This window comes from Stenotrophomonas sp. YJH_SMC_110, from assembly GCF_059369255.1.
This window is the reverse complement of record NZ_JCAFSM010000015.1, coordinates 1-23465: the sequence shown is the minus strand read 5'-3', so window position 1 is coordinate 23465 and position 23465 is coordinate 1. Positions and strand designations below refer to the sequence as shown.

Annotated in this window: 16 protein-coding genes and 1 other RNA gene; 11 read left to right on the top strand and 6 right to left on the bottom strand. The window is 66.7% G+C overall.

Annotated elements, in window-relative coordinates; all coding sequences use genetic code 11:
- From AC5P6H_RS18960 to AC5P6H_RS18920, 9 genes are read left to right on the top strand one after another with little or no spacing between them, the layout of a single operon-like run.
- Positions 1 to 186: a hypothetical protein gene (locus AC5P6H_RS18960; protein ID WP_049440694.1), complete on the top strand. Its 186-nt coding sequence runs from the start codon at positions 1 to 3 to the stop codon at positions 184 to 186.
- Positions 183 to 977: a Flp pilus assembly protein CpaB gene (gene cpaB / locus AC5P6H_RS18955; protein WP_495202963.1), complete on the top strand. Its 795-nt coding sequence runs from the start codon at positions 183 to 185 to the stop codon at positions 975 to 977. Before AC5P6H_RS18960 ends, cpaB begins: the two co-directional genes overlap by 4 nt.
- Positions 964 to 2460: a type II and III secretion system protein family protein gene (locus tag AC5P6H_RS18950; protein ID WP_014646170.1), complete on the top strand. Its 1497-nt coding sequence runs from the start codon at positions 964 to 966 to the stop codon at positions 2458 to 2460. Before cpaB ends, AC5P6H_RS18950 begins: the two co-directional genes overlap by 14 nt.
- A 13-nt stretch (positions 2461 to 2473) precedes the next feature.
- Positions 2474 to 4198: a TadA family conjugal transfer-associated ATPase gene (locus AC5P6H_RS18945; RefSeq protein WP_014646169.1), complete on the top strand. Its 1725-nt coding sequence runs from the start codon at positions 2474 to 2476 to the stop codon at positions 4196 to 4198.
- A complete protein-coding gene (locus AC5P6H_RS18940; RefSeq protein ID WP_495202965.1) occupies positions 4191 to 5045 on the top strand; it encodes a type II secretion system F family protein in 855 nt (284 codons plus the stop codon). Before AC5P6H_RS18945 ends, AC5P6H_RS18940 begins: the two co-directional genes overlap by 8 nt.
- Entirely contained in the window at positions 5042 to 5932 is an 891-nt protein-coding gene (locus AC5P6H_RS18935; RefSeq protein WP_014646167.1) for a type II secretion system F family protein, read from the top strand. Before AC5P6H_RS18940 ends, AC5P6H_RS18935 begins: the two co-directional genes overlap by 4 nt.
- A 10-nt stretch (positions 5933 to 5942) precedes the next feature.
- Positions 5943 to 6326: a DUF192 domain-containing protein gene (locus AC5P6H_RS18930; RefSeq protein WP_053495264.1), complete on the top strand. Its 384-nt coding sequence runs from the start codon at positions 5943 to 5945 to the stop codon at positions 6324 to 6326.
- Positions 6323 to 7009, top strand: a complete 687-nt coding sequence (locus tag AC5P6H_RS18925; protein ID WP_032958205.1) for a TadE/TadG family type IV pilus assembly protein — start codon at positions 6323 to 6325, stop codon at positions 7007 to 7009. The genes AC5P6H_RS18930 and AC5P6H_RS18925 overlap by 4 nt, the downstream gene beginning before the upstream one ends.
- 1 nt (position 7010) lies before the next feature.
- Positions 7011 to 7637, top strand: a complete 627-nt coding sequence (locus AC5P6H_RS18920; protein ID WP_032958203.1) for a hypothetical protein — start codon at positions 7011 to 7013, stop codon at positions 7635 to 7637.
- A gap of 100 nt (positions 7638 to 7737) precedes the next feature.
- Here the strand turns inward: AC5P6H_RS18920 and AC5P6H_RS18915 are convergent, their stop codons facing one another.
- Both AC5P6H_RS18915 and AC5P6H_RS18910 read right to left on the bottom strand, forming a co-directional pair.
- Positions 7738 to 18636: an autotransporter-associated beta strand repeat-containing protein gene (locus AC5P6H_RS18915; RefSeq protein ID WP_495202962.1), complete on the bottom strand. Its 10899-nt coding sequence runs from the start codon at positions 18634 to 18636 to the stop codon at positions 7738 to 7740.
- Positions 18637 to 18995: 359 nt separating this feature from the next.
- Complete coding sequence (locus AC5P6H_RS18910) at positions 18996 to 19313, bottom strand: DMT family transporter (protein ID WP_005415486.1); 318 nt, start codon at positions 19311 to 19313, stop codon at positions 18996 to 18998.
- 301 nt (positions 19314 to 19614) lie between these two features.
- Here AC5P6H_RS18910 and ffs point away from each other — a divergent pair.
- Positions 19615 to 19711, top strand: an RNA gene (gene ffs / locus AC5P6H_RS18905) — signal recognition particle sRNA small type.
- 90 nt (positions 19712 to 19801) lie between these two features.
- On the opposite strand, the gene AC5P6H_RS18900 is transcribed toward ffs, so the two are convergent.
- Genes AC5P6H_RS18900 through AC5P6H_RS18890 form a run of 3 tightly spaced genes read right to left on the bottom strand, consistent with a single transcriptional unit; the run spans position 19802 to position 21704 of the window.
- Positions 19802 to 20191, bottom strand: a complete 390-nt coding sequence (locus AC5P6H_RS18900) for a nuclear transport factor 2 family protein (protein ID WP_495202961.1) — start codon at positions 20189 to 20191, stop codon at positions 19802 to 19804.
- On the bottom strand, positions 20188 to 20955 hold the full coding sequence (locus AC5P6H_RS18895; protein ID WP_134808554.1) for an MBL fold metallo-hydrolase: 768 nt from the start codon (positions 20953 to 20955) through the stop codon (positions 20188 to 20190). The genes AC5P6H_RS18900 and AC5P6H_RS18895 overlap by 4 nt, the downstream gene beginning before the upstream one ends.
- On the bottom strand, positions 20955 to 21704 hold the full coding sequence (locus AC5P6H_RS18890; protein ID WP_495202960.1) for a 3-deoxy-D-manno-octulosonic acid kinase: 750 nt from the start codon (positions 21702 to 21704) through the stop codon (positions 20955 to 20957). Before AC5P6H_RS18890 ends, AC5P6H_RS18895 begins: the two co-directional genes overlap by 1 nt.
- Before the next feature lie 20 nt (positions 21705 to 21724).
- Here AC5P6H_RS18890 and AC5P6H_RS18885 point away from each other — a divergent pair, with 20 nt between their 5' ends.
- Positions 21725 to 22771, top strand: coding sequence for a glycosyltransferase family 9 protein (locus AC5P6H_RS18885; RefSeq protein ID WP_046429133.1), 1047 nt, complete (start codon positions 21725 to 21727; stop codon positions 22769 to 22771).
- An 18-nt stretch (positions 22772 to 22789) separates the two neighbouring features.
- Here AC5P6H_RS18885 and AC5P6H_RS18880 read toward each other — a convergent pair whose 3' ends face one another.
- Positions 22790 to 23194, bottom strand: coding sequence for a DUF6165 family protein (locus AC5P6H_RS18880; protein WP_014646159.1), 405 nt, complete (start codon positions 23192 to 23194; stop codon positions 22790 to 22792).
- Positions 23195 to 23465 lie beyond the last annotated feature (271 nt).

The following is a 23465-nucleotide window of genomic DNA, read 5'->3' as shown; positions in this document are numbered from 1 at the left end:
ATGAGAAAACGCATTCCCACGTCCCTACGCCGCCAGCGCGGGGCCGCACTGATCGAGTACGCCGTGGTCGCTTCCGTCGGTGTCCTGGTCCTGGTCGCCGAGCCGAACATCGTGCTCGAGCTGATCGATTCACTGCGCAAGGCGTACCAGGGGTTCACCTATATGCTGTCGATGGGAGTCGTATGAAGGCGCTCCCGCTGAAAGCCAACCGCAACGTCGTCTTCATCATCATCGCCCTCGCGCTCGGCCTGTTCGCGGCCCTGGTCGCCGTGCGCTACGTGCAGAAGGCAGTGAACGAGCGTGCCGCTCCGCCGGTGGAAATGGTGCCGGTAGCCGTGCCCAAGACCGACATGGAGCCGGGCAGCATTGTCACCGTTGCCGACCTTGCAGTGCGCGAAGTCCCCGCCGACCTGCCGCCTGCCGATGCGATCACGCCGGACAATGTGTCCGAGTACAGCGGCCGCATGCTGCGCGCGCCGATCCGCGAAGGTGCACCGCTGGGTGCCAGTGCACTGGTACCGCTGTACGACCAGTTCTCGCGCGTGATCGCCAAGGGCAACGTGGGCTACACCCTCCAGGTGGACGAGACGAACTCGATCTCCGGCATGATTGCTCCCGGAGATCACGTCGACATCCTGCTCACCGTCGAGCAGGAACAGACCGGTGCCCGGGTGCTGCCGCTGCTTGAGGACATCAACGTTCTGGCAACCGGCAACCGCGTCGGCGAAACGCCGGCCTCGGAAGACCAGCAGGGCTATTCGAACATCACTCTGGAACTGACACCGGCACAGGCGCAGCGACTCACGGTCGCCGCCAAGGCCGGTTCGATGCGGGTGATGCTTCGCCAGGTGGAGGATCGTGGTGCGTTCGGCCTCAGTGGCATGACGCAGAGGGAACTGCTCGGCAACGGCACGCAGGGTCGTGTTGGCGTGCAATTCATCATTGGGGGCAAAGGGTCGACGAATGCGCAGCAATAATGGAATCCGCAGCCTCATCGCCGCCACTGCGGCCATCGCTGTTGTCACCTCGCCACTGCTGGCCGTGGCACAGACCACCGGCACCCAGCTGACCCCGGTACCGGTCATGGCCGCACCGCGCCCTGCTGTCCAGGCGCAACCGCAGCCCAACACCAACCATGCACCGGTACCCGGTGGGCAGAGCGCCTTCCCGGCGCCGGTTCCCGATCCCGCCTATCGCACCAGCGCGTCGGCCATGCCCGCGGTGCCACTGCCCACCCGCGCCCGGATCTATGCCGGCCAGGCCGCCGTCTACACGCTGCCCAGCGGGCTCAAGCGCGTGGCCGTCGGTAGTGGCGAGATGCTCGAGGTCACCAACGTCGGCCCGCGCGACCTGATCATGATGGGCATGAAGCCCGGCTCCACCACGGTTCACCTGTGGCTGCAGAACGGCAAGCAGCTGCAGGTGCAGGTGGACATCTCCGAGAACGATGCCGTCAGCCTGGCCGAGACCATCCGTACCCTGCTGGCCGACGTGGAAAAGATCAATGTGCATGCGGTCGCCGACCGTGTGGTCATTACCGGCCAGGACATCAACCCGGGCATCGGCAGCCGCATCGATGCGATACAGAAGATCTACCCGACGGTGTTGAATTTCACTACCGCCGACCCGGTGGGCATGCGCCCGATGGTGCAGATGGACGTGAAGATCATGGAATTCGACACCAATGCGCTGGAAGAACTCGGCATCCAGTGGGACAACGTCATCCGTGGCCCGGTGGCGGGCATCGTCAAGGATTTCACCAACAACAACTACTACCGCATCAACCCCGAGCAGAGCCCGGCCAACGGCGTGCTGCTGCCGAACAAGCTGCAGGGAACCCAGGCCTTCTTTGGCATCGCCACGCAGATCGGCTCGGCGATCAACCTGATGATGAACAAGGGCAAGGCGTTCCTGCTTGCCTCGCCCCAACTCAGCGCCCGCAGCGGCGGGCAGGCCAAGTTCCTGGCCGGCGGCGAAGTGCCGATCCCGGTTCCGCAGGGCTTCGGCCAGGTCACGGTCGACTACAAGGAATACGGCATCAAGCTCGACATCGAGCCCCTGGTCAACTTCAACCAGGACATCTCCACCCGCATCCTGGCTGAGGTCAGCCGCGTCGATCCGACGGTGACCGTGCAGGGCGTGCCTGGCTTCACCACCCGCCGCACCGAGTCGGAAATCAACGTCCACGCAGGGGAAACCATCGTCATCTCCGGGCTGATCGACTCCAGCGCGCAGCAGGATGCCAAGCGCCTGCCGCTGCTGGGCGATATCCCGATCCTCGGAAAGCTGTTCCGCTCCGATGGCTTCCGTGGCAACCGTACCGAGCTGGTGATGTTCGTTACTCCGCGCGTGGTGACGCCGGGCTCGCAGGAAAACCTCGATGGCCTGGAGCGTGCGCGACAGATCCAGGAGCGCGGCCAGCAGGCCATGCCGCGCCGGAACAAAGATTTCGTGCAGTGACCGGAGCCGTCGCATGTTCAACATCCTCATCGACACACCCAACCGCGACCAGCGACGTGTCCGCTGCCTGCACCGTGAATGCGGGATCGGCCGTGGCGACGGCAACCTGGTGGTGCTGCAGGGCTGGAGCATCGCCCAACGCCATGCGGCGCTGAAGCGCGAGGACCAGGGCATCTTCATCGAGAGCCTGGGAGGCCGCTCGCCGGTACTGGTGAATGGCGAACAGGTCAAAGGCAGCCGTGGCCCGCTCACCAGCCGTGACCGCGTGCAGATCGGCGACTACCTGCTGCAGGTGGTGGACGACGACCCGCCGGCCGAACCCACCGCCGATGCTGGAAGTTTCAATGCGGGCGCGGCCAACGATGTACCGGTGGACGCCACGCCCGCACCGGCACCCGCACCGGCGCAGCCATCCAGCGAACGCCAGCTGGCGCGGCCGGAGCAGCTGCCACCGGACATGGCGGTCTATCGTGCAAAGCTGCATGCCTCGCTGGTCAAGCAGATGGACCTGCGCCGGCTTGACGTGCGCAGCATGGACGATGAGTCGCTGCGCAACGCCACGATCAAGCTGATCGATGAGGTGATGCAACGGGAGTTCTCCGAGCTGCCCAAGACGATCAACCCACGCAGGCTGGCCAAGGAGGTGCTCGATGAGGCCATCGGCCTGGGCCCGCTGGAAGACCTGATCGACGATGCGACGGTGACGGAAATCATGGTCAACGCGCACGACCAGATCTTCATTGAACGTGCGGGCCGGATCGAACGGTCCCCCATTGTCTTCACCAGTGACCGCGCGGTGCTGTCAGCCATCGAGCGCATCGTGACGCCCCTCGGTCGCCGCATCGACGAAAGCTCGCCGATGGTCGACGCGCGACTGAAGGATGGCTCCCGCGTCAACGCCATCATTCCGCCGGTGGCGCTGCGCGGCCCGAGCATCAGCATCCGAAAGTTCGCCAAGCGCAAGCTGGAAGGAAAGGACCTGCTCACCTTCGGTTCGCTCAGCCAGCCGATGCTGGAATTCCTGATCGTTGCGGTGCGCGAACGGCGCAACATCGTCGTCACCGGCGGCACCGGCTCCGGCAAGACCACCCTGCTCAACATCCTTTCCAACTTCATTCCCGATACCGATCGCATCGTCACCATCGAGGACGCGGCCGAACTGAAGCTCGTCCAGCCCAACCTGGTTGCCCTGGAAGCGCGTCCTCCCAACATGGAAGGCAAGGGCCATATTTCCATCCGCGACCTGGTGCGCAACGCGCTGCGCATGCGCCCGGACCGCATCGTGGTCGGCGAGTGCCGCGGCGGCGAAGCACTGGACATGCTGCAGGCCATGAACACCGGCCACGAAGGATCGCTGACCACCGCCCATGCCAACAATCCGCGCGAGGCGCTGTCGCGCCTGGAAGTGATGGTCATGATGTCCGGCATGGAGCTGCCGATGACGGTGGTGCGCGAACAGATCTCGTCGGCAGTGGACCTGATCGTGCACCAGAAGCGCTTCCCCTGCGGTTCGCGCAAGGTCAGCCACATCACTGAGTTGACGGGCATGGAAAGCGGAACCATCCAGCTGCAGGATGTGTTCCTGTTCAAGGCACGCTCCACTGCCGGACGCGATGGCAAGGTGGTGGGCGAGTTCGTCGCGACCGGTGCAGTGCCGGAGTTCTATGAAGAGCTTGCCGAGCGCGGCGTCGCCGTTGACCTGGACATTTTCCGTACCGGGGGACGGCGGAATGAGTGACATCCTGCTGATCGCCCTGCTGTGTTTTGCCTGCGTGACGGGCTCGGTGCTGGTGCTGGCGCGTGCCAGCTCCGGCTTCATGGACCGCTACCGCGCCAACTTCATGGACCAGGCGCGGGTCAATCTGGCCGACATGTTCCTGTTCGTCGACCCGCGCGTGCTGTTCAGGACCAATGTCCTGATGCTGCTGGCGATTCCCGTGCTGCTGTGGATCGTCACCGGCGGCAACCTGCTGCTGCCGATCCTGGCCCTGATCCTGCTGGCCATAGCGCCACGCAAGATCTACCTTTGGCTGAAGCAGCGCCGCCTCGACCAGATCCAGCAGCAGTTGCCCGACGGGCTGCTGATGCTGGCCGGCAGCCTCAAGGCCGGCGTCGGCTTCAATCCTGCGCTGGAAGCACTGGCCCATGACGGCCTGCCTCCGCTGGCCCAGGAGCTGGCACTGGTACTGCGCGAGCAGCACATGGGCGTGCGCACGGAGGAGGCGCTGGACAACTTCGCCGCCCGCGTGCCCATTGCCGACGTGAAGCTGTTCGTGGCCGCCGTCAGCATTTCGCGCGAGGTTGGTGGCAATCTCGCCGAGAGCCTCTCCACGCTCGCCGAAACGCTGCGGCGCAAGCTCATCATGGAAGGCAAGGTCAAGGCACTTACCGCGCAGGGGCGCCTGCAGGGCATCGTCATGGCGATGCTGCCAGCCGGCCTTGTCGGCTTCCTCGTGCTGTTCTATCCAGAAACGATGAACCCCATGTTCCACACCTTCATCGGCTGGTGCGTCATGGCCCTGATCGGGGTACTGGAATACCTCGGCTACCGCATGTGCCGCAAAATCATGACGATCGATATATGAACGCCCTGCTCATCCTGGTCGCACTGCTTGCCGCTGCCGCTGTTGGGCTGCTTGCATTCGCGCTGCGCGGACTGGTGCAGTCGGTCGAGGTGGACCAGCGCAACTACCAGGATCCGCTGCCGCTGCTGCTGCGCATCCTGTGGCCGCTGATTACGGTCGCTACGCGCCTGGCCGGGCCGCGCCTGTCCTCGGCACAGCTGGAGCGCGCGCATCGCAGCCTGCAGTCGGCCGGCCAGGACTTCGTGCTATCACCGGAAGAACTGTATGGCGCACGCATCGTCTCCGCCGCCGTGGCCAGTACCTTCCTGTTGCTCACCATCATCCTGCTGGGCCGGTTCGGAGTCGGCTCCGTGCTGATGGCCCTGGCATTCGGCGCACCCTTCGGGTGGATGTATCCCACGCTGTGGCTGGGCGAACGGCGGAAAGCGCGCTCCAAGCATGTGATCCGCGACCTGCCTATCTTCCTCGACTTCATCACCATGGCCGTCGAAGCGGGCCTGAACATCACCGGTGCGATCGAACAGTCCGTCGACAAGGGTCCACCCGGTCCGCTGTCACAGGAGTTCTCGCGCATGTTGCGTGATCTGCGCGCCGGCCTTCCGCGTGCCGAAGCGCTGCGGCGCATGTCCGATCGCGCCGACATTTCCCAGGTGACCAGCTTCACCAGCGCTTTGATCCAGGCGGACCGGGTGGGTGCCAGCCTGAGTGACACACTGCGCTCGCAGGCCATGCAGCGCCGCGAAGAGCGCTTCCTTCGCGCCGAGAAGCTGGCCCTGGAAGCGCCGGTGAAAATGATGCTGCCGCTGGTGCTGTTCTTCTTCCCGCTGATCTTCGTCGTCCTGGCCTACTTCATCTTCCTGCAGATGAAGCAGCAGGGCATCCTGTGAGTCCCCGCACATGAGAACCGGCGCCCTGATCCGCAACCACCAGCAGTTGCTCAGCTGCGTCTGGCATGCCGATCGCTGGCACCAGCGGCTGCGCGGCCTGCTGTTGCGCGCGCCACTCCAGCCTGGGCAAGGCCTGCTGATAACCCCCTGCTCGAGCGTGCACACCCTGGCCATGGGGTATCCACTCGACCTGTTGTTCCTGGACCGCGATCAGCGCGCCGTTGGCTGGCGCGAGGCCGTGCGCCCATGGCGCGGCGCCTGGTGCCGCGGCGCCTACTCGACGCTGGAAATGCCGGTGGACAGCCTCGGGCATATTGCTCCGGTGCTGGGCGAGACGTTCCAATGGTGCCCTTCTCCGCCTGCGGCACCGCCATCCACGAGGGCGTTGCAATGAAGCACATCCGCACATCCATCCGCCAGCAGCGGGGGCAATCGCTGATTGAATTCTGCATCGTGGTTCCGGCCTTCGTCTTCCTCATCCTGGTCATCTTCCAGTTCGTCCTGATCTATCGCGCCAAGTCGCTGCTGGATTTCGCCACGCTGCAGGCCGCGCGTGCCGGCGCGGTCAGTGGCGTCAATCATTCCGAGATGCGCAGCGCACTGGAAATGGCAATGGCTCCCCTGTACGCGACCTCGCCGGACGCCGCCGGTGCCGTCGCCGCCCGCGCCAAGGTCGCCCTGCTGTGGAAGAACCCGTTGCTGTCACCGAAGATCGAGGTCATTTCACCCAGCCGCGCGGCGTACAACGAGTTCCGCGAGCGCCAGTTCGATGGGCGCTATGCGCTGCCGAACGACAATCTTGCCTTCCGCGATGCACGTGTCGGCAGCAGCCGCGTCAGCGTGCAGGACGCCAACATCCTCAAGATCAAGGTCACCTATCCGATGCCCCTGATCGTTCCCTTTGCCGACCGGGTGATTGCCGGTCTTTCAGACCTGGTCAGCGAAGGCGACAGCTTCCGCCCGGCCTCGATGCTGATCGAGGACCCGATCACCGGCCATCGCCGCATGCCGATCGAGTCCTACGCGATCGTCCGCATGCAGAGCCCCGTGCATGACAGCAACAACCTGGCGCGCTGACATGCAGGTGCTGCTGGCCAGCCTGTTGATGGCAGCAACCTGGGCCGTCGCCGCGCAATCCACGGACGCTGCTGACAACGAACCTCCACAGGCGCGATTGCTGGCACGCGCTTATGGCCTGGGCCCACTCGGTCCAAGCTCGCCTGGTGGTGAGGTCGAGGTCGAGATCCGTTTGCGCGGGCCTGCCATCCGTATTGATTTCCGCGGCGACAATGCGCCCGATGCATGGCTGACCACCCAGGGCCAGCGCGGCCGGGCATGGCTGGTGAGCGAGCGCGGCAACTACACGCTGCCGGTCGCCGACGCCAGTGGTCCCTACTGGTACGATCCTGCCGCCCCATGCCACACGATCGGAGGGCGCTGCTCTCCCGCACCCGGCGAGTTCATCCTGGGTCGCCTCGCTGCCGGCTGGCGCTATGACAATGCGCAGGGCCCTGATGGCACCACCTCCGGCACGTTGTGGATCGATACCCGCACGGGCCTGCTGTTGGGTTACCGCGGACGCACCGGCAACCAGCGTACCGAACGCGGCCTGCGGGTTACCGAGGTCACATTCGATGAGGTGCCGTCGAGCCTGTTCGACCCGCCCGCCGGATTGCGGCGACGCACGCAGGATGCGGCGAACTGAGCGAGGTGGTTGCAGTGCCGACACCGTGGCGCGGGAGGTCTCACTCCCTCCGCGCCGGTAGATCCACGCAGCGCGTGGATCTACCGCTGGCCCGCCCCGCTTAGAAGCCTACCCGCAGGTTGATCTGCCCGCCGACATCGCGGCGGCCATCACCGTGCTGGCCCTGCACGAACATCGACAGCTGGCTGTTGCGACCCAGGCCGACCGCCACGCCGAGCTGGCTGACCAGCGCATTGCGTGCCATCACCGCGCTGTAGACATCGAAGGCATCGCCACCGACCGCGAAGCGGTTGCGGCTGGCCACATCGGTGTCACCCGATGCATGCTGCCAGCCCAGGCCGACGGTCAGCTGCGCCGGGAAGCGCGCGCCGCTACCCACGTCCCAGCGGCCCCGCACGCCCACCGTGCTGACGTTGAGCGTGTCCTTGCCGCCTTCCAGCACCAGTGCGGCACTGCCACCCTGCTCCAGCGCACGATCACTGTCGACCCAGTGCCGGGTGAACTGCACGTACGGCTGCAGTTGGGTCCTGCCATGGGTCCAGGTCCAGCTGCCTTCGACCTGGGCGATGGTCACGTCCGAATCCTGGCGGCTGTACAGGGTCTGGCCCAGCAGAGGCACTTCACGCGTGGTGCGCGTGCGGTAGTCACCGCGCGACACGCTGCCACCGACCGCAAAGCCGTTGTTCCACTGTCCCTGTGCATACAGGCCGAACGTGTTGCCGCGCAGGCGGGCGCGCGAACTGCGCTCGTACAGGCGCGTATCCAGCCGTTCGTTGCCGGCCGCCGCACCCAGCACCACGTGTTCACCCAGCTGCCAGTCCACACCCGCCATCACCGCATTGCGATTGGAACGGATCTCATCGCCATTGCCATCGCCATCCTGCTTGAACACCTTGCCGCTACCGGCCAGCCAGGCCGAGGCACGCTCACCACGCACGGTCGGCAGCTCACTGCCCAGGCGCTGGCGGATGCCCTCTTCCAGGTAGTTGTCGTACAGCAGCACCGCGCGGCTGGCAACGTGCACTTCGCCGGAGAGCTGGTCGAATGCGCTGCGCGCAGTGCTGGCGTCATACAGCAGCACCGTGTTGTACAGGCCCAGCGCCGCGCCACTCTGCGGCAGGCTGTCCAGCGCCGCAGCGGTGTTGTACTGGTTGCGCGTGTTGGCCACGGTGGTGAACGCCGCCGTCTGCGCCACGTCGATCTGCAGGTTGGCGGTGTTGGCGGTGTAGACCGGGGTGATGGTCAGGAAGGCCGACGGCGAGTTCGCCGAGGCGAACTGCCCGCTCACCCCACCGCCCGCGTTGATCACCGTGTACTGCTGGCCCTGCTGGTAGCTGGTGCTCGGCGAGATGGTGTTCACCTTTACGGTGCTGCCACCCACGTTGGCGCTGCCGCCCACCTGTACCGTATCGCTGCCGCTGGCACCCAGATCGATGCCCAGCGTGCTGCCCGGCGACAGGGTCAGGTTGCCACCCACGGTGATCGTGCCGGTGCCATTGCCTGTGCCGCTGCCGTTGCCCGGGCCATTACCCGGCGACAGCACGCCACCACTGGACACCGTCACGCCACCGCCGGTGCCACCAATGGTGCCGGTGCCGGACAGCGTGGTACCGCTGCCGATGGTCCACTGGCCGCCGATGGTGCCGGTGACATTCAGGCCGCCGCCGGTGACCTGGCCGGTACCGTTGAAGCCACCACTGTTGCCGCCGAGGTTCAGGCCACCGGGGCCGGCCTGCACGATGCTGCCGCCGCCGCTGATGCTGCCGCCCAGCGTGGTGGTGCCACCGGTGTTGATCACCAGGCCACCGTTGTTGGTGATGTTGCCGGTGATCGCGCCGCTGGCCCCACCGTTGCCGACCTGCACCGTGCCACCGGCGTTGATGGTGGTGCCACCGGTATAGGTGTTGTTGCCGGTCAGGATCACGGTGCCGGTGCCGGCCTGGGTCAGGCCGCCGCTGCCGCTGATGGTGCCGCCGACGGTGCTGTTGCCACCCACATTGAACACCAGGCTGCCGTTGTTGCTGACGTTGCCGGTGATCGCACCGCTCGCGCCACCGTTGCCGACCTGCAGCGTGCCGCCGGTGTTGATGGTGGTGCCGCCGGTATAGGTGTTGTTGCCGGCCAGGACCACCGTGCCGGTGCCGGCCTGGGTCAGGCCGCCGCTGCCGCTGATGGCGCCGCCGACGGTGCTGTTGCCACCCACGTTGAACACCAGGCTGCCGTTGTTGACGACACTGCCGCCGATCGCACCGGTCGCGCCGCCATTGCCAACCTGCAGCGTGCCACCGGCGTTGATGGTGGTCGGGCCGGTATAGGTGTTGTTGCCGGTCAGGGTCAGCGTGCCGCTGCCGGCCTGGGTCAGGCCGCCACTGCCGCTGATGGTGCCGCCCAGCGTGGTGTTGCCGGCCACGTTGGACAGCAGCGTGCCATTGTTGGTGACATCACCGACGATCGAACCGGTCGCACCGCCATTGCCCAGCTGCAGCGTGCCACCGGCATTGATGGTGGTACCGCCGGTGTAGGTGTTGGTGCCGGTCAGCAGCAGCGTACCGCTGCCGGCCTGGGTCAGGCCGCCACTGCCACTGATGGTGCCGCCCAGCGCGGTGTTGCCGGCCACGTTGGAAATCAACGCACCATTGTTGGTGATGTCGCCGGCGATGGCGCCGGTTGTACCGCCATTGCCCACCTGCAGCGTGCCGCCGGCATTGATGGTGGTACCGCCGCTGTAGGCGTTGTTGCCGACCAGGGTCAGCACCCCGCTGCCGGCCTGGGTCAGGCCACCACTGCCACTGATCGCGCCGCCGACGGTGGTGTTGCCCGCGACGTCGAAGACCAGGCTGCCGTTGTTGGCGACATTGCCGGTGATCGCACCGGTGGCACCGCCATTGCCCACCTGCAGCGTGCCACCGGCATTGATGGTGGTACCGCCGGTATAGGTGTTGTTGCCGGTCAGGGTCAGCGTACCGGCACCGGCCTGGGTCAGGCCACCGGTGCCGCTGATGGTGCCGCCCAGCAAGGTGTTGCCGGCCACGTTGGACACCAGCGCACCGTTGTTGGTGATGTCACCGACGATCGCGCCGGTCGCACCGCCATTGCCCACCTGCAGCGTGCCGCCGGCATTGATGGTGGTACCGCCGGTGTAGGTGTTGTTGCCGGTCAGCACCAGCGTGCCACTACCGGCCTGGGTCAGGCCGCCGCTGCCACTGACCACCGCGCCCACGGTTGCCGTCGTGCCCAGGTTGTAGACCAGGCTGCCATTGTTGGTGATGTCGCCCAGCACCGAGCCGGTGCTGCCGCCGTTGCCGATCTGCAGCGTGCTGCCACCATTGATGGTGGTGCCGCCGGTATAGACGTTGTCGCCGCTCAAGGTCAGCGTGCCGGTGCCGCTCTGCACCAGGCCACCAGTGCCACTGAGCACACCGCCGAAGGTGGTGCTGCCGTTGTTGCCGCCGGTGGTCAGGGTCGCACCGCCCAGCACCACGCTGGATCCGGTCACGCCGGCCAGGCCACCGATGCTCTGGCTGCCACCGGCACTGATGTCCAACGTGCCGGCACCGGACAGGTTCACCGTGCTGGCACCGGACAGGCTGCCACCGGCCGCCACCGCCAGCGTGCCGCTGTTGATGGTGGTGGTACCGGTGTAGGTGCTGGCGCCGCCCAGGGTGACGGTTGCCGCGCCATCTTTCAGCAGGCCGCCAGCGCCGCTGATCGGGCCATTCAAGGTCAGCGCGTTGCTGCCCGCCAGGGTCAGCGTGCCATTGGCCAGCTGCACGGTGTTGGCCAGGGTCAGCGCGCTGGTGCCGTCCAGGCTGGCGTTGCCGCCCACGGTCAGCGCGCCGGTGCCCAGCGAACCGTCGTTGCCCAGCAGCAGGCCACCGGCATTGAGGGTCACGCCGCCCGTGAAGACGTTGACGCCAGTCAAGCCCTGGATGCCTGCGCCGTTCTTTACCAGGCCACCGGCCCCTCCGATGGTGCCGGCGAACGTGGTATTGCCCACGCCATTGAGGGTCAGCGTGCTGCCGCCCAGCACAACGGTCGAACCCGCCACGCCTGCCAGCGAACCGATCGCCTGCGCACCACCCGCGCTGATGTCGAAGGTGGTACCGGCATTGGCCAGGTTCACCGCACCGGTCGCCGCCAGGCTGCCACCGGCGCCGATCGCCAGCGTGCCGGCGTTGATGGTGGTACCCCCGGTGAAGGTGTTGGTGCCGGTCAGCGTCTGGGTCCCCGAGCCTTCCTTGATCAGGCCACCCGAGCCGGCCAACGAACCACTGAACGTGCCATTGCTGGCATCACCGATCGTCAGCGTGTTGGCCCCCAGGTTCACCGTACCGTTGCCGACCAGTGTGCCGAACTGCTGCGTGCCGCTGCCCGCCGACAGATCGAAGATCGCACCCGAGGCCAGGTTGACGATGCCACTGGCGTGCAGGCTCGCGCCAGCACCCAGTGCCAATGTACCGGCGTTGATGTTGGTGCCACCGGTGTAGGTGTTGGTGCCGTTCAGGGTCAGCGTTGCGGCTCCCTCCTTGGTCAGGCTGCCGGTGCCGCTCAGGTTGCCGTTGAGGGTGAGGTTGTTGCTGCCGAGGACGGTCAACGCGTTGTTGAGGGTGAAGTTGTTGGCGAGGGTGACCGCTGTGTTCGAATCGAGCGTCGCAGCGCCTGCGACCGTCACCGCACCGGTGCCCAGCGCAGCATTGTTGCCGACCACCAGGCCGCCGGCGTTGAGCGTTACGCCGCCACTGAAGGTGCTGCCGCCGTTGAGCGTCTGCACGCCTGCGCCGTTCTTGACCAGACCGCCGTTGCCACTGATCGCACCGCTGAAGGTGCTGTCCACGTTGCCGCCCAGGGTCAGCGTGCTGCCACCCAGCGCCACCGTACTGCCGGCGACGCCGGCCAGCGAGCCGATGGCCTGGTTGCCCGCCGAAATGTCGAACGTGCCGGCACCGGCCAGGTTCACCGCGCCGGTCGCGGCGAGGCTGCCACCCGCGCCGATCGCCAGCGTGCCGTTGTTGATGGTGGTACCACCGGTGTAGGTGTTGGCACCGCTCAGGGTCACGGTGGCCGCACCGTCCTTGACCAGGCCGCCGGTACCGGAAATCACACCGCCCAGTGTCAGCGCCTGGCTGCCAAGCAGGTCGAGGTTCGCGCCCGCTGCGAGCCCGATGTTGTTGGCCAGGTTGACGCCTGTCGATGCATCCAGCGTCGCGTTGCCGCCCACTGCCAGCGCACCGCTGCCGAGCGCAGCGTTGTTGCCGACCACCAGGCCACCACCGTTGAGTGCGACGCCACCACTGAACAGATTGGCGCCTCCCAGTGTGAGGACGCCGGCGCCATTCTTGACCAGGCCACCGGTGCCGGAAATCGCGCCATCGAAGAGGCTGTTGCCCACACCACCGAGTGTCAGCGTCTGTGCACCCAGGCTCACCGTCGAGCCCGCCACGCCGTTCAACGAGCCGATGGTCTGGTTGGCACCTGCGGTGGAGATATCGAAGCCGGTGCCTGCAGCGCTCAGCGTCACCGCGCCGGTGGCTGCAAGGCTGCCGCCCGGACCAATCGCCAGCGTACCGGCAGTGATGAAGGTGCCGCCGGTGTAGGTGTTGGCACCGGTCAGCGTCTCGATGCCCGTACCGACCTTGGTCAGGCCACCCGTGCCTGCGATCGAGCCACTGAAGGTGCCATTGGTGGCGCCGCCGACTTCGATCGAGTTGGCGCCGAGGTTCACCGTACCGTTGCCGACCAGGGTTCCGAACACCTGCGTGCCGCTGCCGGCAGACAGATCCAGCGTGGCACCTGTGGCGAGGTTCACGGTACCGCTCGCCGCCAGGCTGGCACCGGCCCCCAGCGCCAGCGTGCCGGCGTTGATGTTGGTGCCACCGGTATAGCTGTTGATGCCATTCAAGGTCAGCGTCGCGCTGCCGTTCTTGGTCAGGCTGCCGGCACCGGAAAGGACGCCGTTGAGCGTCAGTGCGTTGGTCCCGAGCACAGTCAGCCCGGCGTTGAGCGCGATGTTGTTGGCCAGCGTTGCCAGGCCGGTGGTATCCAGCGTGGCAGCACCGCCGACCGTCAATGCACCGGTGCCCAGCGCCGCGTCATTGCCGAGTACCAGCCCGCCTGCATTGAGGGTCACGCCGCCGCCAAAGGTGTTGGCACCGGACAGCGTCTGTACGCCCGCGCCCACCTTGACCAGCCCCCCGCCGCCACTGATCACGCCGTCGAACGCGGCGTTGCCGGCCGTACCGAACGTCAATGAGTTTCCGCCCAGCGCCAGCGTGCTGCCGCCCAGACCATTGAGTGCGCCGATGGTCTGGCTGCTGCCGGCACCGGAGATATCGAAGCCGGCGCCCGCCCCCAACGTGACGTCACCCGCCGCAGCCAGGCTGCCGCCCGTGCCCAGCGCCAGCGTGCCGGCATTGATGGTGGTACCGCTGGTGTAGGTGTTGGCACCGGACAGCGTCAGCGTGGTAGCGCCGTTCTTGATCAGGCTGCCATTGCCGCCGACCACGCCCGACAGCGTCAGCGCATTGCTGCCCGGCACCGTCAGTGCAACGCCCGAGCCCAGCGTGACCGCATTGCCGAGCGTCACTGCCGCGCCCGCATCCAGCGTGGTGCTGGTATTCACCGCCAGCGCGCCGGTACCAAGCGCACCATCCGCACCGACGACCAGGCCACCACCGTTCAGGGTCAGGCCGCCAGCGAAGGTGTTGGTGTTGTTGAGGGTCAGCAGGCCCGTACCGTTCTTGACCAGGCTGCCATTGCCGGCCACCACGCCACCGAGCGTGACATCGTTGCTGCCGCCCAGCGTCAGCTGCGTGCCCGCACCGAAGTTCACTGCATTGGCCAGGTTCAACGCCACCGTGCTGTCCAGCGTGGTGGTGCCACCGATGCCCAGCGCACCGGTGCCGAGCGCGCTGGCATTGCCGAGGATCAGGCCACCCGCGTTGAGTGCAACACCGCCACTGAAGGTGTTGGCACCGGACAGCGTCTGCACGCCGGTACCCGTCTTGACCAGGCCGCCAGTGCCACCGATCACGCCGGCAAAGCTGCCGTTGCCGGCGCCGCCAAAGGTCAGCGACTGCGCGCCCAGCGCCAGCTGGCTGCCTGCGACGCCGTTGAGTGCGCCAATGGTCTGCGCGGCACCGGCTGCGGAGATGTCCAGCGTCGCACCGGCGCCGGCAAGATCCACCGCACCGGCCGCGGCAAGGCTGCCACCGGCCCCCAGCGCCAGCGTGCCGGCGTTGACGGTGGTGCCACCCCCGAACGTGTTGGCGCCAGACAGCGTGAGGCGCGCCGCGCCATCCTTGATCAGCCCGCCGGCGCCGAACACCGGACCGGTCAGCGTCAGGTCATTGCTGCCCAGCACGGTGAGGTTGGCGCCGGCGGCGAGGCCGAGGGTGTTGCCCACCGAAAGCGCCGCAGTGGCATCCAGCGAAGCGTTGCCGCCCACGTCCAGCTGGCCGGTACCCAGCGCCTGTGCGTTGCCAAGCTGCAGTACGCCCGCGTTGAGCCCGACGCCCCCGCTGAACGTATTGGCGCCATTCAACGCCAGTGTCGCCGCACCGTTCTTGACCAGCCCGCCGGTGCCGCTGATGACGCCCCCCAGCGACACGTTCTGGCTGCCCAGCAGATCCAGCACCGCACCGGCGCCGAGGTTGACGCTGTTGGCCAGGTCCAGCGCCACCGAACTGTCCAGCGTGGTATTGGCCCCCACCGACAATGCACCGGTGCCCAGCGCGCCGGCATTGCCCAGCAGCAGGCCGCCGCCGTTGACGGTCAGCCCGCCACCGAAGCTGTTGGCGCCATTGAGGGTCAAGGTGGTGGCACCGTTCTTCACCAGCCTGCCCGCACCGGACACCACCCCACCCAGCGTGATCGACTGCGAACCCGGCAGCGACAACGCGGCGCCTGCACCCAGTGCCACGTTGTTGCCCAGGTTCAGCGGCGCACTGCCGTCGAGCGAGACGTTGCCACCGATGCCCAGCGTCCCCGTGCCGAGTGCGCCGCTGTTGCCCAGCAGCAGGGCGCCAGCGTTTGCGTTCAGTCCACCACTGAAGGTGTTGGTACCGTTCAAGGTCAGTGTCGCCGCGCCGTTCTTGACCAGGCTGCCGGTGCCCGTGATGTTGCCGGCCAGGGCCAGGGCCAGGTTCTGGCTGCCCGGCAGGGTCAGGACCGCGCCGAGGTTGATCGCATTGCCCAGGTTCAGCGCTGTCGTGGCATCCAGCGAACCGTTGCCACTGACCGTCAACGCCCCGCTGCCGATCGCACTGCTGTCGCCCAGCAGCAGGCCACCCGCCGTCAGATTCACGCCGCCACTGAAGGTGTTGGCGCCGCTCAGCGTCTGCACGCCGGTGCCCTGCTTGATCAGGCCACCGGTGCCGCCGATCACGCCGGCGAACGTCTGGTTGGTGGCATCACCGAAGGTGAGCGTGCTGCTGCCCAGCGTCACCGTGCTGCCGGCAATACCGGACAGCGCGCCGATGGTCTGGTTGCCGCCGAGCGAGATGTCCAGGTCCGCGCCAACGCCGGCCAGGCTGACCGCACCGCCGGCGGCCAGGCTTCCGCCGCTGCCCACCGCAACCTTGCCGGCATTGATCGCCAGGCCGCCGGTGAAGGTATTTGCGCCACCCAGCGTAAGCGTGGCGGCACCGTTCTTGACCAGGCTGCCGGTGCCACCGATGGCGCCGCCCAGCGTCAATGCGTTCGAGCCCAGCACATTGAGCGAGCCACCCGCGCCCAGCGTGATGCCATTGCCGACCGCAAGCGCCGCGCTGGTGTCGAGCGACACCACGCCACCAACATTCAGCGCACCGGTTCCCAGTGCTCCAGCGTTGCCCAGCACCAGGCTGCCGGCATTGAACGCCACGCCGCCGCCGAAGGTGTTTGCGCCATTGAGCGTCAGCGACGACGCACCGCTCTTGACCAGGCCACCGGCGCCACCGATCACGCCGTTGAACGTCAACGCCTGGTTGCCGAGCAGATTGAGGCTGGCACCCGAACCGAGGTTGACCGCGTTGGCCAGTGCAAGCGCCCCCGTGGTTCCATCGAGCGTCACGTTGCCGCCGACACTGAGCGCACCGCTGCCCAGCGCAGCAGCATTGCCCAGCAGCAGGCCGCCGCCGTTGAGTGCCACGCCGCCACTGAGGTTGTTCACGCCCGACAAGGTCTGCACGCCGGTGCCCAGCTTGACCAGGCCACCCGTGCCTGCGGCGAACGTGCCGCTGTAGCTGGTATCGCCCAGCCCCGCGAGGGTGAGCGTGTGGCTGCCCAGGTTGACCGAACCGCCGAGGCCCGCCAGCGAACCGATGGTCTGGTTGGCGGCCGCCGACAGGTCCAGGGTGGTACCGACGCCGACCGTGATCGCACCGGTGGGTGACAGGCTGCCGCCCGCGCCCAGCGCCAACGCGCCTCCGGCCAGGTTGAAACTGCCGGTCAGCGCATTGGCGCCGTTCAAGGTGAGGGTGCCGGCGCCGCTCTTGGTCAGGTTGCCGGCACCGGAGATCGAACCGTTCAATGACAACGCATTGCTGCCGAGCAGGTTCAGCGAGCCCCCGCCATTGATCACCAGATTGTTGCCCAGGGTGAAGCCCGCCGTCGTATCCAGTGAAGCGCTGCCACCCACGGTCAGGTTGCCGCTGCCCAGTGCACCGGCATTGCCCAGTACCAGGCCGCCGGCATTGAGGTTGACGCCGCCGGAGAACAGGTTTGCGCCGCCGAGAGTAACGATGCCGGTGTTGTTGACCGTCAGCCCGCCAGTACCGGACAGCAAGCCCCCCAGGCTGAACGCATTGGTCCCTGCCAGGGACAGATTGCCACCAAGGCTGAAAGCGTTGGCCAGGTTCAGACCGGCCGTGGCGGAGGCGATGGCACCGCCGTTGGCGGTGAACAGCCCTGTGCCGAAGGAACCGGCATTGTTGAAATTGACCAGGCCATCATTGAGCGTGGTCGTACCTGCACCCGCCCACGCACCCTGCAGGTTCCAGGTGCCGCTGTTGACGGTGAGCTTCTGGAAGTTGAGGTACTGGTTCCAGCCCAGCGTGGTCACCGCTCCGCCGGTGCCGGACCCCGGACCGCTGACGACGTTCTGCAACACCAGCGTGTTGTTGGCCGCACCACTGCCGGTACCGGCGTCGACCGATCCCGCAGCCGCAACCTTTACCCCGGTGACACCGGTAATCACGCCGGCAAGAGCGCTGCCGCCGCCGCTCACAACGCTGGAACCCGACACTGCGGTGAAGGTGTTGCCGCCGGTTGAATCACCCAGGTGAACGCTGCCACTGACCGCCCCCGCATTGAGGAACGTGTTACCGCCAGAAGCACCCAGGCCGACGCGTCCGTCGATGGTGCCTGTGTTGGCCACATTGGCGGCTGCACCACCATAGGTCACCACCGTGGTCGCGTCGGAAACGCTGCCTGCACCGATCAGCGACGTGCTGATCAGGCCGGCGTTGTTGATGGTGGTGGTGCCGTTGACATTCTGTGCCACCAGCGCCTGTCCACCGAAGCCCAACAGCGTTGCGATGTTGACGACACCCTTGATCTGTCCGCTGGCGTTGTTGTTGACGACGATCGCGCTGTTGTTGGCAGAACCATTGCCGATGACCAGGCCGGGCGAGGCGAGGATGATCGAGCTCGGATCGATCGTGCCATTGTTGTTGACCGTCACGTTGTCGCCGGTCAGCGTTGCTGCGTTGCCGCCGCCTACAATCGGCGGCGTACGCAGCAATGCACCCGCGTCGATGTTCAGCGTGAGGCCGTTGGTCGCGTTGGAGTAGTTGTTGATGCTGGTGGTGCTGTCGCAGTTTACGGTTGTGGTGCCCGTGCACGCTGCGAATGCCGATCCGCTGGCCAGTGTGGCGGCCAAAGCCGCCGCCAGCTGGTGCGCCCGCAATCGCGGCACCCGCCCTGCGCTGACCGCGCTTCCGCCGGGGTTCTGGGCGACCTCCGAAGCAACCTGCATTACCCCAAGGGCACGATTGAAAACCAGACGGTAAATGCGGTTCATCGGTAAATCTCCATGAAAAGACCGGATGGCACAGCTGGCAGGTTTTTTGGAGACAATGCGGCCCACCCCGGCTCCCCCAACGGGAACAAGGCCTGAAGGCATTAACTCCTGAAAATCTTCACATCTTCACGCGATCGCACCCGGGGACAGGTGCGCCAGCGCGTCCGTCAAGCCGAAAACTCCCCGATTTCGCCCGACGAATGGCGGCACTGTGCGACCGACGGTGCCAGCGGCATGTGAATCACGCGCGCTATTTTTATGACGTGCGTCAAATAACAGGGGCGGACAAAATGGTTTTGCCGAAAATGCATATTGCTGCATGTGGCGGAGAATCCATTCCCCGCCATGAGTAAATAAATTCAGCTGCTGGAGAGTTTCATCAGCACCAGGCCGGAAACGATCAACACCGCCGCACCGATCCGCATCGGGCTGACCTGCTCGCCCAGGAACACAATGCCAACCACGAACGCCCCGACCGCGCCGATGCCGGTCCAGATCGTATAGGCGGTTCCCAGCGGCAGGCTGCGCATGGCCACCGCCAGCAACCAGAAGCTGGCGATCATGCCGATGATGGTGACCACGGTGGGGGTGAGCCGGGTGAAGCCTTCGGACTGCTTCATGGACACGGCCCAGACGATTTCCAGCAGGCCGGCAAACAACAGATAGATCCAGGCCATGACGGCCCTCCTCTTGGTAGGGCCAGGCCGTCCTGGTCATTGGTTCCCGATGTGGGGGAGGTCGTTCCTCCTGGCCGGCATTCTAGCAACGGGGGTGGGTACCGGCCGCTGCCGCCGGGAGCGGGTTACAGCCGATTCAGTGCATGAAGCTGGCGTCGATGGGCCCGTCTGCGCTAGAATGCGCGTCTGCCATCGGCCAGCCCGATGTGCAGTCCGGCTGTGGTCTCCGGCGCGCCGCGCGCTGTTTCCCCTGATCCGTGAACTGGCCGCCCACCGGGCGGCCAACGTCTCTATGGTGGCCCCGTCGGCCCCTCGCGACGCTAGGTCGAAAACCCCGCCAGGGCCGGAAGGCAGCAACGGTATCGATCGACGCGGGCGCCGAGGTCAGCCGGCGGGGCCACCGCCTTTTCCGCACTGGGCTCAGATCCCTTTGCATGGCAGAGGGATCTGACCCCGGCTTCGCATTCTTGGCCCGGCATGGCGCCGCGCTACCCTGCCTCGGGCGTGCCCTGGTGGAACGCCATGCGCCATCTGTCCCCGTGCCGGCGCCACAGCGAACTGCGCAGCACCCAGTGCTGCAGCTGCCCATCAAGGTGATGGCGGCTGCGGTAGCGCACCTGGGCCAGGTCCTGCGACAGCAGCCAGACGGCGTACTGCTCCGATTCGATCTGCACCTGGGCACGCTCCAGCGGAATCTCCACCAGCGCGGCCGCACGGTCGTAGCACTGGCCAGAGCTGCCGATCTCGCTGAAATCCTCATCCAGCAATGCGGCCAGTTGCTCGCGGTCGGCACGCACCTGCGGCGCATGCAGTGCGCGCTCCAGCGCCTCCAGCCCGGCAGCCAACGCCGCATCTGCGGGCTGGCCGGTACCCCTCACGGCGGGTCCTGGGCCAGCACGTGCGGGGCGGTCGGGCTCGCCAGCGGCACGCACTGCCCCGGCTGCGCCACGCGGTGCCCACGCGCAGCCAGCGCCAGACCATCGGCCGCGCTGGCGTAGTGGTACAGCATCATCCGCGCCTGCAGTTCGGCGCTGTACTCACGCTCCAGATCGTCCACGCCGGTATGCGAGGGATTGCCGTGCAGGCCGCAATCGTGAGCGATCAGTTCGTTGTCACTGGCGAAGCGTGCCAGCATCTCCGGAATCGGCCGGGTATCGCCGCTCCAGGTCAGCGCGCCCTGCAGGCGCAGGCCATAGGCCGTCTCCGGCCAGTGGTGGCGCACCGGAAACACTTCCAGGCGCACGCCCTCGTGCCAGAACGCCTCGCCCACCACGATCAGCTGGAAGGCATCCCAGAAGTTCGCACCGCCCTCGGCCAGCACGTTCGGGTAATCCCCGATGCGCTTGTGCAGCAGCGGCACCACCGTGGCGGGCACGTACAGGCGCACCTTGCCGCGCCGGTGCGCATTGAAGAAGGTATCCACGAACAGGCGCTCGAAGCCGGCCACGTGGTCCAGGTGCACATGGGTGACGAACAGCGCCTGCGGCATCTGCCCGTAGTGCGCCTTGAACGCGGTCAGGCCTTCGCCACCACAATCGATGGTCAGCCATGGACGCCCATCGCGCTCGATCACCGACATCGGCGACCCCAGCTCGACCGCCGACGCATTGCCGACGCCGAGGAAACGCAACGTCCAGTCCATCAGGTGCCCCGGTTCCAGGCCATGTCATAGGCACGGCGCAGCCGCGCGTAGTCCTTCTGCACGTCTTCCACGCTGCGCTCGCCGCGCAGCTTGATCAGCGAGCGCAGCAGGCGCTTGAGGTTGCGCTCGCGCCAGGCGGTCGCCGGGATGCGGATCACGCCGCGGTCGAAATCGATCAGCCAGCCATGACCGCTGCCATCGAACAGGATGTTGTGCGCGTTGAGATCGGCATGGTCCAGGCCGGCACGATGGAAACGGGCAATCAGGCGCCCTGTCTCCTCCCAGGGAGCCCCCCGGCCGGCCACCAGTGCGCGGTCGGCCAGCGAGCGCACGCCCTCGATCCGCTCCATCAGGATCGCCGCCCGGTAGCGCAGGCCCTCGCGCATGTAGAAGGCGGCGATCGGCCGTGGCACCGGCAGCTTTTTCTCGCGCAGGGCGCGCATCAGGCGGAATTCGGCGAAGCTGCGGGTCCGGTCCGAGCCGCGCCAGAGGTACTGGTCATGGCTGATACGGGCCGCCATGCCGCCGCGCAGGTAGTGGCGCAGCACGCTGGCACCGAACGGCGCATCGACGAACCAGGCGCTGCCGCGGCCGCCCTCGCCCACCGGCTGGGCCCTGCTGCCCCAGTGCTGGGGCGAGAACAGGCCGATCTCGGCTTGCCGCAGCCGCTCGCGGTCGAACAGAATGGCCCCGATGCCGCGACCCTCGCGGCATGGCGTCAGCGCTTCATTGGCGTCGAATGCGACCATTTCATTGAGTCTAACAACACATGGCATCAGCGTCCTCCTCCTTGTGCCTCCTGCGCCTGTCCGCACTTGGCGATGTCACCCACGTGGTGCCCCTGGTGCGTACCCTGCAGGCCGCGCGCCCGGACACGCCGATCCACTGGATCATCGACAAGGTCGGCCACAAGCTGCTCGACGGCCTGCCCGGCGTCACCTTCCATGCCTACGACAAGAAGAGCGGCATGGCCGGGGTCAAGGAACTGCGCAGGCAGCTGCCGCCGGGGCGCTTCGAAGCGCTGCTGCAGATGCAGGTCGCGTTCCGCGCCAACCTGCTGTCGGCCTTCATTCCGGCCGAGCGCCGCATCGGCTACGACCGCAGCCGCTCGAAGGACCTGCATGGGCTTTTCATCAACGAACGCATTCCCGACCGTCCGGGCATCCATGTGCTCGATGCCATCGGCAGCTTCTGCGAACCGCTGGGCCTGCGCCAGACCGAGGTCAGCTGGGACCTGGCCGTGCCGCAGTCGGCATATGAGTGGGCCGCCGCGCAGTGGCACGACGATGGTCGCCCGGTGCTGATGATCTCGCCGTGCTCCAGCCACGTGCGCCGCAACTGGTACGCCGACCGCTACGCCGCCGTGGCCAACCACGCGGTTACGCGCGGCTGGCAGGTGGTGCTGTGCGGCGGCCGCAGCGAACTTGAGCGCAGCATGGCCGACGCCATCCAGGCACAGCTGCACACGCCGGCGCTGGACCTGGTAGGCAAGGACACGCTGAAGCAGCTGCCCGCCCTGCTGGCCCGCGCCAACCTGGTGATGACGCCCGATTCCGGCCCGATGCACATCGCCAACGCGATGGGCGCCAAGGTGCTGGGCCTGCATGCGGCCAGCAATCCGAACCGCAGCGGCCCGTACTCGGATCGTCGCTATTGCGTGGACCGCTACGACGATGCGGCACGCAAATACCTCGCCAAGCAGGCCACCGATCTGAAGTGGGGCACCAAGATCGAGTTCGACGATGTGATGGAACTGATCACCGTGGAAGACGGTATCGCTGCCTTCGAACGCTACGTCGCCGACCACCTGGGGTGAGCGGCAGGCCGCCCGGGATTACACGCGCTGCGCGTAATCCTGATAGGACTTCTCCTCCACGTACGCCGAGCCCAGTGCGAGGTTGATCGCCTTCTTGATGCGCGCACGTTCGTCATTGCGCAGGTACACGCTGCGCGCCAGGTCGATGAAGCCCTGGTCGAACGCCTGCGCCTTCTCCTTCAGCCGGATGTCGTCCTCGATCTCCCACAGCTGCTCGTTGACCACCTTCAGCTCGGCACGCAGCCTGGCGATGTCCTTCACGGCCGCCGGGTGTGCCATCCAGGTCTGCTCCAGCGCCGACAGCTCCCTGCGCACGTTGGCCAGCTTGCCCTCGTCGCTGATGCGCTCGGACTTGATCTGCAGGATCGAAATCTTGTCCAGCAGCTCGCCGAAAGAAACGGGAACGAGGATTTCAGCGGTCATGGGGAAAAGCTCCAGCAGGTGATGCGTACATGGTAACCCGCAGCGTCCGCACGGATATCCCCGGTAGATCCACGCCATGCGTGGATGAGCCTGCCAGCAGGAACAGCGTCCACGCACCGCGCGGATCTCAGTGATGCATCTGGAGGACCAAGCCCCTCTGTTGAGGGGCTGCCCCGACAGGGGCGGGGAGAGGCCGGCAAAGGGAGGGGCCCACGCGTTGCGCAGCAACGTGTGGGGCGACGCGCAGAGCGCGTCGCGTCCCGCGCCAGAT